This window comes from Nonomuraea sp. NPDC050328 (assembly GCF_044459405.1).
In the GTDB taxonomy this organism is placed as follows: domain Bacteria; phylum Actinomycetota; class Actinomycetes; order Streptosporangiales; family Streptosporangiaceae; genus Nonomuraea.
The window spans coordinates 18,447-31,825 of record NZ_JBITIW010000014.1; the positions used below are offsets into that span (position 1 = coordinate 18,447).

The 13,379-nt window shown below is 73.0% G+C and carries 14 protein-coding genes; 5 read left to right on the forward strand and 9 right to left on the reverse strand.

The annotated features are described in order from the left end of the window. Window positions 1-38: 38 nt before the first annotated feature. The 5 genes from ACIBG7_RS37815 to ACIBG7_RS37835 form a co-directional block, all read right to left on the reverse strand. Window positions 39-845 carry an alpha/beta hydrolase gene (locus ACIBG7_RS37815; RefSeq protein ID WP_357925084.1) on the reverse strand — a complete coding sequence of 269 codons (807 nt, stop codon included), beginning with the start codon at window positions 843-845 and terminating at the stop codon, window positions 39-41. Beyond that, entirely contained in the window at window positions 842-1,228 is a 387-nt protein-coding gene (locus ACIBG7_RS37820; protein ID WP_357925086.1) for a VOC family protein, read from the reverse strand. Before ACIBG7_RS37820 ends, ACIBG7_RS37815 begins: the two co-directional genes overlap by 4 nt. A gap of 26 nt (window positions 1,229-1,254) precedes the next feature. Beyond that, window positions 1,255-2,283, reverse strand: coding sequence for a helix-turn-helix domain-containing protein (locus tag ACIBG7_RS37825; RefSeq protein WP_397339355.1), 1,029 nt, complete (start codon window positions 2,281-2,283; stop codon window positions 1,255-1,257). Window positions 2,284-2,383: 100 nt separating this feature from the next. Next, window positions 2,384-2,878 (reverse strand): FBP domain-containing protein, encoded by a 495-nt coding sequence (locus tag ACIBG7_RS37830; protein ID WP_357925090.1) that lies wholly within the window; start codon window positions 2,876-2,878, stop codon window positions 2,384-2,386. Between the two features lie 50 nt (window positions 2,879-2,928). After that, a complete protein-coding gene (locus ACIBG7_RS37835) occupies window positions 2,929-3,465 on the reverse strand; it encodes a helix-turn-helix domain-containing protein (RefSeq protein ID WP_357925093.1) in 537 nt (178 codons plus the stop codon). Window positions 3,466-3,522: 57 nt separating this feature from the next. Here ACIBG7_RS37835 and ACIBG7_RS37840 point away from each other — a divergent pair, with 57 nt between their 5' ends. From ACIBG7_RS37840 to katG, 3 genes are all read left to right on the forward strand, one after another. Then, window positions 3,523-4,821 carry an alpha/beta fold hydrolase gene (locus ACIBG7_RS37840; RefSeq protein WP_397339356.1) on the forward strand — a complete coding sequence of 433 codons (1,299 nt, stop codon included), beginning with the start codon at window positions 3,523-3,525 and terminating at the stop codon, window positions 4,819-4,821. Between the two features lie 168 nt (window positions 4,822-4,989). Next, window positions 4,990-5,421, forward strand: coding sequence for a Fur family transcriptional regulator (locus ACIBG7_RS37845; RefSeq protein ID WP_357925099.1), 432 nt, complete (start codon window positions 4,990-4,992; stop codon window positions 5,419-5,421). A 15-nt stretch (window positions 5,422-5,436) separates the two neighbouring features. Then, entirely contained in the window at window positions 5,437-7,704 is a 2,268-nt protein-coding gene (katG, locus tag ACIBG7_RS37850; protein ID WP_397339357.1) for a catalase/peroxidase HPI, read from the forward strand. Between the two features lie 54 nt (window positions 7,705-7,758). On the opposite strand, the gene ACIBG7_RS37855 is transcribed toward katG, so the two are convergent. Continuing rightward, complete coding sequence (locus ACIBG7_RS37855; protein ID WP_397339359.1) at window positions 7,759-8,364, reverse strand: TetR/AcrR family transcriptional regulator; 606 nt, start codon at window positions 8,362-8,364, stop codon at window positions 7,759-7,761. Between the two features lie 82 nt (window positions 8,365-8,446). Here ACIBG7_RS37855 and ACIBG7_RS37860 point away from each other — a divergent pair, with 82 nt between their 5' ends. After that, window positions 8,447-9,613 (forward strand): DUF418 domain-containing protein, encoded by a 1,167-nt coding sequence (locus tag ACIBG7_RS37860; RefSeq protein ID WP_397339360.1) that lies wholly within the window; start codon window positions 8,447-8,449, stop codon window positions 9,611-9,613. A gap of 84 nt (window positions 9,614-9,697) precedes the next feature. Here ACIBG7_RS37860 and ACIBG7_RS37865 read toward each other — a convergent pair whose 3' ends face one another. Further along, complete coding sequence (locus ACIBG7_RS37865) at window positions 9,698-10,585, reverse strand: alpha/beta hydrolase (RefSeq protein WP_397339361.1); 888 nt, start codon at window positions 10,583-10,585, stop codon at window positions 9,698-9,700. A gap of 78 nt (window positions 10,586-10,663) precedes the next feature. Here ACIBG7_RS37865 and ACIBG7_RS37870 point away from each other — a divergent pair, with 78 nt between their 5' ends. Beyond that, complete coding sequence (locus tag ACIBG7_RS37870) at window positions 10,664-11,410, forward strand: TetR family transcriptional regulator (RefSeq protein WP_397339362.1); 747 nt, start codon at window positions 10,664-10,666, stop codon at window positions 11,408-11,410. A gap of 16 nt (window positions 11,411-11,426) precedes the next feature. Here ACIBG7_RS37870 and ACIBG7_RS37875 read toward each other — a convergent pair whose 3' ends face one another. Beyond that, window positions 11,427-12,392 carry a TIGR03557 family F420-dependent LLM class oxidoreductase gene (locus ACIBG7_RS37875; RefSeq protein ID WP_357925115.1) on the reverse strand — a complete coding sequence of 322 codons (966 nt, stop codon included), beginning with the start codon at window positions 12,390-12,392 and terminating at the stop codon, window positions 11,427-11,429. Window positions 12,393-12,420: 28 nt separating this feature from the next. After that, window positions 12,421-13,344, reverse strand: coding sequence for a glycosyltransferase (locus ACIBG7_RS37880; RefSeq protein WP_397339363.1), 924 nt, complete (start codon window positions 13,342-13,344; stop codon window positions 12,421-12,423). Window positions 13,345-13,379: the final 35 nt, after the last annotated feature.

A 13,379-nucleotide genomic window follows, 5' to 3' on the forward strand; every position in this document is an offset into this window, starting at 1 on the left:
TAGCCAGGCCGCCCGGCCGCGAAGCACCGGTCACCCCGTCAGGCGGTGAAGAACTCCAGCAGCTCCGGCGCCAGCGCCCGCGGCTCCACGTTGTGCGCCTGTCCCTCCAGCACGCGATGCACCCCGTGCGGCAGGGCCTTCGCCACGGCGAGCCCGGCGAGCCTCATCCACCCCGGGCTCAGCTCCCCGTTGAGCACCAGCGCCGGCCGGTCGAGCCGGCCGAGCAGCGCCTCCGGAAGCCGGTTGCCCGGCCCCATGACGTGCGCCTCGTAGGCGAGCGTGTGCGCCAGTGCCTCCATGCCGCCCCACGACTCGTGCGCCCGCATGGCCGCCACCGCCTCAGCGGGCAGCTCGACCGCCGCGACCATGAACGCCTCCACCGCGTCGCCGCGCCGGCCCGCGCGCACCAGCGCCTCCAGCTCGCCCGCCAGGCCGTACGGCAGGCGGGGCGCGCTGTCGTCCACGTGGTAGGGCGGCTCCCAGAGCGCGAGCTTGCCGATCGCCGGGCAGGAGGCCGCCGCGCGCACCGCCAGCGCCGCCCCCGACGACCCGCCGAACACCAGCGCCGGCCCGCCGCCCGCCTCGACGAGCGCCACCAGGTCCTCGACCTCGCGCTCGACCGCGTACGGCTGCGTGTCGGTGCTGCCGCCCCGGCCCCGGCGGTCGTAGTTGACCACCGTGAACCACGGCGCCAGCGCGGCGGCCACCCCTCGCAGCGTGGGGTGGTCCCGGCCGGTGAAGGCGCCGTGCACCAGGATCACCACCGGCCCGCTGCCGCACCGGTCGTAGGCGATCCGGGTGCCGTCGGCCGAGGTGACGTACCCGCTCACCGGATCAGGGCTCACGCCTGGACCAGGCACAGGGCGGCCCAGTGGTGGCCGTCGGGGTCGGCGAAGCTGCGCGAGTAGCGCCCACCGGCGGTGACCGGCTCGCCGATCTCGGTGCCACCGGCGGCGATCGCCTTGTCCAGCAGCTCGTCCACCTGGCCCTGGTCGTCGAGACCGAGCACGAGGATGGCCTGGGTGGACTTGGCCGGGTCGGCGATCTCGTTGCGGGCGTACCCGGCGAAGGCCGGCTCGGTGAGGAGCATCACCTGGGTGCGCTCGCTGATGACCACCGAGGCCATGTCGTCCATCATGCCGAAGATCTGGAAGCCCAGGTCGGTGAAGAAGGCCTTGGAACGGGGGAGGTCCTTGACCGGGAGGTTCACGAAGAGCGTGTAGGACATTTCCGCTTCCTTTCGGAGTGGTCGGCTTATGTCCACCAGGATGGTCCGGAGGCGCCCGCCGGGGCTTGCATCCGCGTGCCATCCCCTTGCCGATCCGTGCCACGAAGCAGCCGGGCCCGGCGGTACTCCGAGGGCGGCAGGCCGTACGCGGCGCGGAACAGGCGGCTGAAGTGCGCGGAGTCCGGTAAGCCCCAGCGCGCGGCGATGGCGGCGACGGGGGTGTCGTGCAGGGCCGGGTCGGCCAGGTCGCGGCGGCAGCGTTCGAGCCGGCGGTGCCGGATCCACGCCGAGACGGTGGTGTCCTGCGTGGCGAACAGCCGGTGCAGGTGCCGCAGCGAGAGGTGGTGGGCCGCGGCGACCGTCGCGGGGTCGAGGGACAGGTCGCCCAGGTGGTCCTCGATGAAGGCGTGCACCCGGAACAGCAGCATCCGGGTCTGCGACTCCTCGGGCGCCTCGGCGGCCCGGCCGGCGTGCTCGGCGACCGCGGTGCCGATCAGGTCGGTGACCACCGTGGACAGGCGGGCGGCGCTGGCCGGCTGGTAGCTCTCCACGTCGGTGGCCACCCGGCGCATCAGCGGCGCGGCCAGCGCGCCGGTGCCGTCGCCGGTGGGGATGGGCACCGCAGTGAGCCGCCCGATCGACTCCACGTGCACCATGTCGCGCGGCAGGCTGAAGACGGCCAGGTGCACGCCGGAGTTGTAGGCCAGGTCGTAGGGGCGGGCGAAGTCGTAGACGGCGAACTCGCCCTGGCCGAGGCGGGCCTGCCGGTCGTCCTGGGAGACCACGACCTGGCCCGACATGACCAGCACGACCCGGTAGAGCTCGGGGCCGCCGCCCCGGATGAGCCCTCGGGTGCGGTGCACGCTGTGCGGCGTCGAGGTGCGGATGCGGCCGACGCCGACCGAGCCGAGCCGGCCGGCGTGGATCTCGCCCTCCAGCGGGGCGTCGCGGTCCATGCGCACGTCGAGCGGACCGAGGGTGTCGCAGATGACGCTCAGCCAGGCGTCGGTACGGCGGGTCGCCGCCACGTCGTCCGTGCGGATCAGGACAGCCACGGACCAACTGTAGTCATCCGGCGGGCCTCCTGCGGAGAGCTCGAGGTCAGACGGAGGCGGCGGTCAAGCGGAGGGCCGGGGCCGGGTCATGAGGGGGCGGTCAGGCGGTCACCTTGGTGAGGAAGCCCGCCACGTGGCCACTGGTCCGCGCGACCTGCTCCTCCAGGCTGAGCGACTCGGGCAGCCGGCCGCCCGGCCCGACCTCCTTCTTGCCGCGCAGGTAGAGCGAGCACGCCAGGTCGCTGCAGAGGTAGGCGCCCACGGAGTTGCCCTGCTGGCCGTCGCGCCCGGCCCGGCGGGCGGTCATGAGCGCCACGCCGTCCCCGCTGTGCTGCGTCAGGCAGAAGGAGCACATGCTGCGCCGTACGTGCCCGGCATGCGGCGCGGCCAGCCGCAGCGCCACTCCGACCAGAGCGTCGCCGGACTCGGCGACCAGGTAGGCCCGCTCAGGCGAGGCGGGGTCGCGCCAGCCCAGGAAGTCAAGGTCCTCCCACGGCCGCGCGGCCAGGTCGCGAGGGACGGCCAGCCGCTTGGCCTCGCCCTTGGTGCAGTTGACGAAGGACGCGCGGATGTCCGCCTCGGTTATCGCTCTCATGCGTTTCACCGTAGCTTTTCCTATGACCTCTAGGCAAATGATTAACCACCCTAGGCAGGCGGCTCCTCGATCGGGAACAGGATCGGGCTGAGCAGGTACTGCGCGCGATCCGGCGCGGGCGGATGGGCCAGCGCGGGCACGATGGCCTCGCGCAGCCTGGCGATCAGCTCCTCCAGTTCCTCCCGGCTGAGCCAGACCCCGTGCTGGCGGTAGCCCACCAGGTCGGCCGCCGGGTCGGCGTGCTCACGGTCGAGGTAGGCGTTGAACTCGGCGAGCAACGCGGTCATCGCCACGGCGAAGACGCGCCGGTGGTCCTCCGGCGTCGCCGCCGTGACCGCGGCGGGGTCGAGGGCCGCCCGCTCCTGCCGGAGCCGGTAGTGCCGCTCCACCGCGCCGCGCACCCGCCGCTCCTCGGTCACCTCCAGGACGCCTCCGGCCACCAGCAGGTCGATGTGCCGGTAGACGGTGGCCTTCGAGACGTCCGGGATGCGGGCGCACAGGTGCGAGGTGGTGAGGGTCCGGCCGCCGCGCAGCGCGTGCACGATGCGGAGCCGGACCGGATGTGCCAGAAGCTCCAACGGGTCCACGACCCTACGATCTCATGCTGTGTTACCTTTCTCAAAAATGAGAAAGGTGTGAGTCGAATGGGACACGATCCGCAAGCGGTCGCGGTGGCGATGGTCGGGTTCGCGCGGGAGGGACGCTTCGCCGAGGTCACGCGGGCGTTCGCGCCCGCGCTCCAGGCGCTGGTGCCGGAGGAGACGTTGCGGCTGGCGTGGGAGAGCCAGGTGGCCCGGCTGGGTCCGATCACCGGGATCGGCGGGCCGAGCGCCGAGCCCGCACCCGGCGGCGAGGGGCCGGTGCTGGTGAGCGTGCCGGTGAGCTACGAGCGGGGCGAGCTGAGGGTGCTCCTGGCGGTCGACGAGCAGGGCTCGCTGCACGACCTCCGGCTCGTGCCCGCGCCGGCCGAGCCGTGGGCCGCTCCGCCGTACGCGCGCCCGGAGCGCTTCGAGGAGCACGAGGTCACCGTGGGCTCCGGCGAGCTGGCCGTACGAGGGACGTTGAGCCTGCCGCGCGGGCGCGGGCGCGGGCGCGGGCCCTGGCCGGGCGTGGTGCTGCTCGGCGGCGGCGGGCCGTTCGACCGCGACGGGAGCGCCGGCCCGAACAAGCCGCTCAAGGACCTGGCCTGGGGACTGGCCGGGCACGGCATCGCGGTGCTGCGCTTCGACAAGGTGACCCACGCGCACGCCGGGCAGGTGGCCGCGCGCCCGGACTTCACGATGAGCGACGAGTACGTCCCGCACGCCGTCGCCGCCGTCCGCCTGCTCCAGCGCCATCCGGACGTGGACGCGGCCCGCGTGCACGTCGCCGGGCACAGCATGGGCGGCAAGGTCGCCCCGCGGGTGGCCGCCGCCGAGCCGTCCGTGGCCGGGCTGGTGCTGCTGGCCGCCGACGCCCAGCCCATGCACCACGCCGCCGTGCGCGTGCTCCGGCACCTGGCCGCGGCCCAGCCGGGCCCGGCCGCCGAGGCCGCGGTCGAGGCGATCACGCGGCAGGCCGCCGTCGTCGACGGCCCGGACCTGTCGCCCTCGACGCCCGCCGCCGACCTGCCGTTCGGGCTGTCCGGAGCGTACTGGCTGGACCTGCGCGGCTACGACCCGGTCGCGGCCGCGGCGGCCCTGGACACGCCGATGCTCATCCTCCAGGGCGGGCGCGACTACCAGGTGACCGTCGAGGACGACCTGGCGCGCTGGCGAGCGGGCCTGGCCCACCGGCCGGACGTCACCATCCGCGTCCACGCCGCCGCCGACCATCTGTTCTTCGCCGGGACCGGCCCGTCCACGCCCGAGGACTACGACCGGCCCCAGCACGTCGACCCGGCGGTCGTCGCCGACGTCGCGGCCTGGCTGGACGCGCAGCCGGCCAGGAAACCGGGCGCGTGAGGACTGCCCGGCGACTCGCCGGGCAGTCTCCCGCCAAGATCCTCGCGAATCCGGCCCGCGGTGGCGGAGGATGGGGGACGCAGGCCGTCCGAGCAGCGATGACGAGTCGATACTTGTGCGAATCTCTTTCTTGAATCATTCATGTTTATTAGCGTGTACGGTGGGACCATGACCGCATCTCAGCAGCCGACCACCGCCGAGGAACTGCGGGGTGCCGGCCTGCGGGTGACGGCCGCCCGCGTCGCGCTGCTCGAGGCCGTCCGGAAGGGTGACCACCTCGGGGTCGAGGCGCTCGCCTCAGGAGTGCGCGAGCGGGTCGGCCACGTCTCCCTCCAAGCCGTCTACGAGGGCCTGCACGCGCTCACCGCCGCGGGGCTCATCCGGCGCATCGAACCGCCGGGCAGCCCGGCCCTGTTCGAGGGGCGGGTCGGCGACAACCACCACCACATCGTGTGCCGATCGTGCGGAGCCGTCGCCGACGTCGACTGCGCGGTCGGCGCGGCCCCCTGCCTGACCGCCTCCGACGACCACGGCTTCTCGATCGACGAGGCCGAGGTCATCTACTGGGGCTTGTGCCGCAACTGTTCCTCCGTGAGCTGATTCGGAAGGATTCCCATGACCGAGAACCACGACGCGTTCCCTGACACCAAGAACACGGGTGAAGCGGGCGGCTGCCCGGTCGCGCACGACTCCGTGACCGCCCACGGCAGCGAGAGCGAGAACCCCGCGATCGACTCGCCGACCCCGAAGACCGGCGGCCGGCCGCGCACCAACCGCGACTGGTGGCCCAACCAGCTCGACCTGTCGATGTTGCGCGCGCACTCCTCCAAGAGCAACCCGCTCCCACAGGGTTTCAGCTACGCCGAGGAGTTCGCCAAGCTCGACGTCGAGGCGCTCAAGCGGGACATCACCGAGGTGCTGACCACCTCCCAGGACTGGTGGCCGGCCGACTTCGGCCACTACGGCGGCCTGATGATCCGGATGAGCTGGCACGCCGCGGGCACCTACCGCATCCACGACGGCCGCGGCGGCGCCGGCGACGGCGGCCAGCGCTTCGCCCCGCTCAACAGCTGGCCGGACAACGCCAACCTGGACAAGGCCCGCCGCCTGCTGTGGCCGGTCAAGCAGAAGTACGGCCAGCAGATCTCGTGGGCCGACCTGCTCGTGCTGGCCGGCAACGTGGCCCTGGAGTCGATGGGCTTCAAGACCTTCGGCTTCGGCTTCGGCCGCGAGGACGTCTGGGAGGCCGAGGAGATCTTCTGGGGCCCCGAGGACGCCTGGCTCGGCGACGAGCGCTACGTCTCCGACAACTCGATGGCGCCCGAGGTCGGCGCGACCGAGATGGGCCTCATCTACGTCAACCCGGAGGGCCCGCGCGGCAACGCCGACCCCGCCGCGGCGGCGCACTTCATCCGCGAGACCTTCGCCCGGATGGCGATGAACGACGAGGAGACCGTCGCGCTCATCGCCGGCGGCCACACCTTCGGCAAGACCCACGGCGCCGGCATCGCCGACAACCACGTCGGGCCGGAGCCCGAGGCCGCCCCGCTGGAGGCGCAGGGTCTCGGCTGGCTGAGCAGCCACGGCACCGGCAAGGGCCCGGACACCATCACCAGCGGGCTGGAGGTGACCTGGACCGACCGGCCGACACAGTGGAGCAACCGCTTCTTCGAGATCCTCTTCGGCTACGAGTGGGAGCTCACCACGAGCCCCGGCGGGGCCAAGCAGTGGGTCGCCAAGGACGCCGAGGCGATCATCCCCGACCCGTTCGACCCGGCGAAGAAGCACAAGCCGACGATGCTCACGACCGACCTGTCGCTGCGCGTCGACCCGGAGTACCAGAAGATCTCCCGGCGCTTCCTGGAGAACCCCGACGAGTTCGCGCTGGCCTTCGCCAAGGCCTGGTACAAGCTGCTGCACCGCGACATGGGCCCGGTCAGCCGCTTCCTCGGCCCCTGGGTGCCCGAGCCCCAGCTCTGGCAGGACCCGGTGCCGGCCGTCGACCACGAGCTGGTCGGCGAGAACGACATCGCCGCGCTGAAGGCCAAGATCCTCGACTCCGGCCTGACCACCGCGCAACTGGTCACCACCGCCTGGGCCTCGGCGGCGAGCTTCCGCGCCACCGACAAGCGCGGCGGCGCCAACGGCGCCCGCATCCGGCTGGAGCCGCAGCGCAACTGGGAGATCAACCAGCCCGCGCAGCTCGCGGCGGTCCTGCCCGTGCTGGAGGGCATCCAGCGCGAGTTCAACGCGGCCGGCGGCGCGAAGATCTCGCTCGCCGACCTGATCGTGCTGGCCGGCTCGGCCGCGGTGGAGAAGGCGGCCCGCGAGGCCGGCGTGCCGGTGACCGTGCCCTTCCACCCGGGCCGCACCGACGCCAGCCAGGAGCAGACCGACGTCGAGTCCTTCCGGGTGCTCGAACCGCGCGCCGACGGCTTCCGCAACTACGTCCGCCCCGGGGAGAAGACCCCGCCGGAGACGTTGCTGGTCGACCGGGCCTACATGCTCAACCTGACCCCGCCGGAGATGACCGTCCTGGTGGGCGGCCTGCGCGCGCTCGGCGCCACCTACGGCGGCACCCGGCACGGCGTGTTCACCGACCGGCCCGGCGTGCTCACCAACGACTTCTTCACCAACCTGCTCTCCCCGGGCACCCGGTGGAAGGCGTCGGAGTCGGAGGAGCACGTCTACGAGATCCTCGACGTGAGCACCGGCGAGCTGAAGTGGACCGCCACCGTGGTGGACCTCATCTTCGGCTCCAACTCCCAGCTCCGTGCCCTGGCCGAGGTCTATGCCAGCCAGGACGCCCGCGAGCGGTTCGTGACCGACTTCGTCGCGGCCTGGACGAAGGTCATGGAGCTCGACCGCTTCGACCTCCGCTGATCTCCGCCTGCCCCAGAGCCCGGCCGGACCTTCGGGTCCGGCCGGGCTCTCGCGTCACCGGGGGGCTGCGGGGGGAAAGCCGACGGCGGGCAGGATCGCCTGGTCGACGATGGCGGCGAGCTCCTCGTCGGACGGCGCGGTCCCGGTGTCGATGAGGCGCTTGGTGACCAGGGCCTCGCCGAGGTCGGCCACGACGGGGGTGAGCCGCTCGGCGGGGAAGCGGCCCTGGTCGGCGTAGTGCTGGAGCACGGTCCTGGTGAAGGTGCCGCCGCGGCCGGCGAAGACGCGCTCGAACAACGCCTCCGACATCAGCGCCATGCTCTTGGGGTCGGTGAGGATCGCCTTGACCGCCCGCCCGGCCGGGCTGAGCGCCCAGTCGGCCATCAGGCGCAGCGACCGGATCAGGTCGCCCCGCAGGTCGTCGGCGGCGGGGGTGGGCTCCTCGACGGGATGGTGGTGGTAGAGCGCGTCGAGCAGCACCTCGACCGGGTCCGACCAGCGGCGGTACAGGGTCGTGCGCGGGGTGGCGGCGCGGCGGGCGATGCCGTCCATGGTCAGCCGTCCCGGCCCCACCGCCAGTGCCTCCTCCAGCGCGGCGTCGTGGATGGCCTTGATCAGTGCCTCACCGCGGCGGCGCGGCCGGGCGTTGTGCTCGTTCATCGACACCCCTTGCTTAGCTACACGGTTGTAGCTTACCTTGGCCGATAGCTACAGTCGTGTATCTAATTTCAAGGGGACCCCCATGTCCATCGCCCCACCGGCACCCCTCGCCGGGGCCACCCCGGTCGCCAGCCGCGCACTGGCTCCCGACCTGGCGCGCGGCCTCATGTTGCTGCTCATCGCGCTGGCCCACGCGCACATGTACCTCTCCGGCCACGAGGCGGGCTTCCGCGGCTACGCCCTCGACGGCAGCGGGCTCGACCGGCTCGTCGCCGGGATCCAGATCCTCCTGGTGGACGGGCGCGCCCTGCCCATGTTCGCCGCCCTGTTCGGCTACGGCCTGGTGCAGCTCGCCAACCGGCAGGCGGCCACTGGCCGGAGCTGGCCCGAGGTGCGCAAGGTGCTGCGCCGGCGCAGCCTGTGGCTGCTGGCCTTCGGCTTCTGCCACGCGTTGCTGCTGTTCTTCGGCGACATCCTCGGCGCGTACGGGCTGATCGGGCTGGTCCTGGTCGGGTTCGTCCGGCGCGAGGACCGGGCCGTGCTGCGCGCGGCGGTGATCGGCGTCGTGCTGCACGTCGTGGTGCTGTTCGGCTTCGGGTTCCTGACCGTCTCGGCGCCCAAGGGCGACACCCCGGCCGCCATCGCCGACCCGCTGGAGGCGATCGTCATGCGGCTGATCGGCTGGTCCGGGATGACGCCCACCTACTTCGCGGCCAGCGTGGTGCCGGCCTTCCTGTTCGGCCTCTGGGCGGCGCGGCGCCGGCTGCTGGAGCAGCCCGAGCCGCGCCTGCTCTCCCGGGTCGCCGTGGTGGGCACGGCCCTGGCCCTGGTGGGCGGGGTGCCGCTGATGCTGATCGACACCCAGCTCTGGGCGCCGGCCGACCTGGTCGCGGTCTCGGCCTACGCCCTGCACAGCGTGACCGGGATCGCCGGTGGCCTCGCCTACGCGGCGATCATCGGGCTGGTCGCCGGCCGGATGCGGCGCGGGCGGCCGGGGCCGGTCGTGCGGGCGCTCGTGGCGTGCGGGCAGTGGTCGCTGACCTGCTACCTGCTCCAGTCGGTGATCTTCGTGGCGGTGTTCGCGCCCTATGCGGGCGGGCTCGGCACGCGGGTGGGGGACGCCGCCGCCTCCGGCATCGCCGTGCTCACCTGGCTGGTCACCGTACTGCTGGCCGCGCTGCTGTCCGGCCGCGGCCGGCGCGGACCGGCCGAGGCGGCCCTGCGCAGACTGACGTACGGTAGCCGGTGAGCCTGTGAGCCTGTGAGCCGGTGAGCCTGTGAGCCGGTGAGCCGGTCTTGGGCGGGCTGACGTACGGTCGCGAGCGGGCCGGCCTCACGCGGGCGCGGCGACCCGGTGGAAGAAGGCCACCTGGTCGGCCGCCACCCGGTCCCGCAGCCCGGGATCGGTGTAGAAGCTGAAGTGGGTCCCCGGATAGACGCGCAGCTCCCCCAGCGGGGCGCTCCCGGCCAGGGCCCGGGTGCTCTCCAGGGGCGTCTCGCGATCCTCCGCCGCGGCGCACACCAGCAGAGGACAGCCCAGCCGGGCGGCCGCCTCGGCGGGCCGGTACCGCATCATGCCGAGCAGCCCCCGAGGCGCGACCATGTTGACCCACGACGTGGAGCCGCCCCCGGTGAGCGCCTCGATGTGCCGCCCGGCCTCGGCGGTCGCGGTCACCGCGAGCTGCCCGGCCCGGCCCACCGTCGGGATGTAGAAGGGCCGGAGCCCCAGCCGGCCCCGCAGCGCGTCCCAGCCGATCGCGCCCAGCAGGCGCAGCGTCTCCCAGGCCGAGCGGCCCTCGACCTTCTTCGGGAAGCCGTTGAAGGGGATCTGCGCCACGACCCCGGCGATCCGCGGGTCGCCGGCGGCCACCGTGACGGCGTGCGCGCCGCCCAGCGAGTTGCCCCACAGCAGCACCCGGCGCGGATCGACCCGCTCGTGCCCCCGGGCGAAGGCCACCGCGGCGCGCAGGTCGGCGAGCTGGCCGTCGATGTCCGGGACCTGGCGCGGCTCCCCGCCGCTCTCGCCGAAGCCGCGGTAGTCGAAGACCAGCGCCGCCAGCCCCGCCGCGGCGAAGCGCTCGGCGTGCTCGACGAGCCGGTCCATGGTCCCGCTGAACCCGTGGCAGAGCACCACGCACGGCACCGGGCCGGGCTCGTCCGGCAGGACCAGGTACCCGGCGCATTCGACGCCGCCGGAACGGAAGGACACCTTCGTACGCATACGGATCAACCCCACCGGTCTAGACTGACTGCCGGTAGGGACTCTAGCCCAAGAACTGACCGCAGGTAAGTGAAGCCGATGACGTCCGAGCGCATCCTGGAGGCGGCGCGCGCCCTGTTCGCCGCCCGCGGCTACCGCGCGACCTCCATGCAGGCCATCGCCGACCGGGTCGGCATCACCAAGGCCGCCCTCTACTACCACTTCGACTCCAAGGAGCACCTGCTCCAGCACCTCACCATCCCGCTGCTGGACGAGCTGGAGGCGGTGCTGGCCGAGGCCGAGGCGGGCGACGACCCCGAGCGGGTGCGGTGGCGGGCGATCGAGGGCTACGTCGACGTCCACCTGCGCCACCGGCACACGCTCACCATGCTGGTCAAGGACATGACCCTGCTGGTGCAGGCGCCGATCGCCGACCGGTTCCGCGCGGCGATCGCCCTGGCCAACGACCTGGTGGCCGGCCCGGGCGGCGGCCTGGAGCAGCGGGTCCGCGCCTGCCAGGTGGTCGCCGGCCTGGCCGACCCCGTGGTGCTCTTCCGCGACGAGCCGGCCGAGCGGCTGCGCGCCCTCATCCTGGCCGGGGCCCGGACCCTCCTCGGCGACCCGCTTCCGGCCGCGCTTCCGGCCCCGCTCGCGGCCCCGGTCCCGGCGCGTTCCCGGCCCCGGGGGCGCGGGGGCGGGCGGCCCAGCCTGCTCGGCCCCGCCCAGGCCGCCCAGGCCCGTGCCCTGCACGCCGACGGCGTGGCCGCCGAGGAGATCGCCGCCCGCTTCCAGGTGTCCAGGGCGACCGTCTACCGCTATCTCAAAACTTCAGAATCTGAGATTTGATTATGAGACTGCGTTCCTAGATCTCGCGCAGGGCGGGCAGCAGGTCGGCCTCGGCCCAGTTCAGGAAGTCCTCCTGGCGGTCGGCGCCGATCTGGCAGAGGGCCACGTGCGTGAAGCCGGCGTCCACGTAGGCGCGGACCGCCTCGACATAGGCCTGGACGTCGGGCCCGCACGGGACGCTGGCGGCCACGTCCTCGGCGCGGACGGTCTGCGCGTGCGCCTCGAAGTTCACCGGCGCCGGCAGCTCCGCCATGACCTTCCAGCCCGCCGTCCCCCAGCTCCAGAGCCGGTGGGCGCGCTCGCGGGCGGCCTCGGCGTCGGTGTCGTAGCTGACCGGGATCTGGCCGTACTTGGGCCGGCCGGGCTGCCCGGCGGCGTCGAACGCCTGGACCAGCTCGGCCTTCGGCTCGGTGGCGACCAGCGCGTCGCCCAGCTCGGCGGCGATCTCCACCGACGCCTTGCCCGAGACGGCCACGCCGATCGGCACCGGTGAGTCGGGCAGGTCGAACAGCTTGGCCGACTCCACGGTGAAGTGGTCCCCCTCGTAGGAGACGTAGTCGCCGGTGAAGAGCGCGGTGATGATCTCCAGCGCCTCGGCGAGCATCTCGTGCCGCACCCGGACCGCCGGCCAGGCGTGCCCGATCACGTGTTCGTTGAGGTTCTCCCCGGCGCCGACGCCCAGGGTGAAGCGCCCGTCCGACAGCACGCCCATCGTCGCCGCCTTCTGCGCCACCACCGCCGGGTGGTAGCGCATCGTCGGGCAGGTGACGAAGGTCATCAGCGGGATGCGCTCGGTCGCCTGGGCCGCCGCGCCGAGCACCGACCACGCGTAGGCCGCGTGCCCCTGGGCCTCGATCCACGGGAAGTAGTGATCGGAGATGACCGAGAAGTCGAAGCCCACCCGCTCGGCGACGACGAGATCGGTGATGAGCTGTTTGGGCGGCGTCTGCTCGCACAACATCGTGTACCCGAATTGCGTCATGCCCCTCGGCATACCCCTTTACCAGGCGTTATGCCCCTCCGAGCAGGGCGTCCCAGTCCGCCTGGAAGCGCTCGATGCCGTAGCGCGCCAGCGCCGCCCGGCGGGCCGCCTCGCCGTACTTGCGGGCCAGGGCGGGGTCGCCGACGAACTCCGACAGGGCGGAGACGAGGACCGGCAGCTTGGTGGAGATCACCCCGGCCTCCGGCGGCACCGCCTCGACGGCCTCGGTGGCGGCCAGCGCGACGACCGGCAGGCCGATCATCATCGCCTCGATCAGCGCCAGGCCGAGCGAGGTCCAGCGGTAGGGGTGCAGGTAGGCGCGGCGCTCGGCGAGGGCGGCGTGCATCTCCCGCTGCGACAGGTCGTAGGCGGGGTACGGCAGGCCGCCGGCCTTCATGCCGAACAGGTCGAGCGGCACCCGGAAGTGCGGCAGCAGGTCGGTCCCGGCCACCCGCAGGCGGCGCACGGGCTCGTTGACCACCACGCCCGCCCGGTCCAGGACGCCGGTGTAGAGATGCCCGGGATCGACCACGCCGTGCTCGATGATCCGCACCGGCGCCTGCCCGTTGTCCCAGAACAGCGCGTTGAAGTGGGTGACGTGCACGATCGGGACGGCCGACTGCCCGGCCAGCGGGTGGCGGGTCTCGGGCACGTCGCCCTTGGGGGTGTTGTGCTCGACGTAGATGCCGGGCGGCACGGTGCCGAGCCATTCCCGGGCCAGGTCGAGTTCCTCCATGCGCTGGTAGACGACGACGTCGAAGCGCTCGTGGCGCAACCGATCCCAGGGCACCTCGCGCACCGAGTCCGGCCAGGGGAAGGTCTGGGCCCGGCCACGGCCGAACGGCCCGCGATCCGGGAGCAGGGGGACGACGTAGGAGTGGGCGCCCTGGACGAAGGAGGTGGCCCAGGATCCGTGCACGTGCCAGAACAGGATGTTCAGCGGAGCCGGCATACGGCAGCGGTTACCCGCGCCCGGCGGGTCCTAAC